The sequence below is a fragment of the Caballeronia arationis genome (assembly GCF_001544975.2).
In the GTDB taxonomy this organism is placed as follows: domain Bacteria; phylum Pseudomonadota; class Gammaproteobacteria; order Burkholderiales; family Burkholderiaceae; genus Caballeronia; species Caballeronia arationis.
In genome coordinates, this window is sequence record NZ_FCOG02000547.1 from 1 (window position 1) to 763 (window position 763).

1 protein-coding gene is annotated in these 763 nt (G+C 66.3%); it reads right to left on the reverse strand.

All coding sequences use genetic code 11. The features are described from left to right. Positions 1 to 443 (reverse strand): universal stress protein (locus tag AWB81_RS43760; RefSeq protein ID WP_235026277.1); only part of this gene is annotated, 443 nt, incomplete at its 3' end. Positions 444 to 763 lie beyond the last annotated feature (320 nt).

Here is a 763-nt window from a genome sequence, read left to right on the forward strand (position 1 = left end):
GCTTCGGTGAGCGCACGGTGCGCGCCAAGAAGCACGCCGACCGAGGCTGACACCACAGGGCGGCGGTCCGTCCCGCATGACAGCATGGTGGGCCGTACACCGTCGGGGATGGACGTGCCCGCTTGCTGCGAGCCTGCGCAGATCAGGTCGCAGCCGTGCCGCCGTGCCTGCGCGACCATAGTGTCAAACGGCTCATCACCGGCGGCGATGACGGACGTGCAGGGCACGCCCTGTGCGCGGGCGCCGGCTTCGGCTCGCGCCAGCAAATCGCCCACGCGTAAATCGGCTTGCCGGCAAGGCGCGCCGGTCCTGGCGCCGGAGGCGGACGACACATGCACGAAAGTGATGCGCGCGCCGATGGCCTGGGCGAATTCGGTCGCATGGCCGATCGCCTCAATGCTGGTGTCGGTGTCCTCGACGGGAACGAGCAGATGCTGATACATGGCGTTTTGCGCTGGGTTGGGCGTGTGCGTGAACTCATCTGCATCGTAGTGGACGGATGCTTTGCGCGACCCTCTCCCGGAGGGAGGGGCGCGCGCCCCTCAATCAAATGGTGATGTCAGCACGATCTCCCTTAGAAGCGCCCCCGCCGGGCCGCTGGAGTATTCAGGCCGATCTTTTCCCCGATGGCCTCCACTTCCAGCAGGGCAGCGCCCTCGACGACTGAACTGGTCCTGAAGACCATCGCGCCGCGCAGCAGTGCTGGGCCTGCTCGAAGGCACTATATAAAGACAGCACGCCAGCTGCCTTTTCCACGCGACCC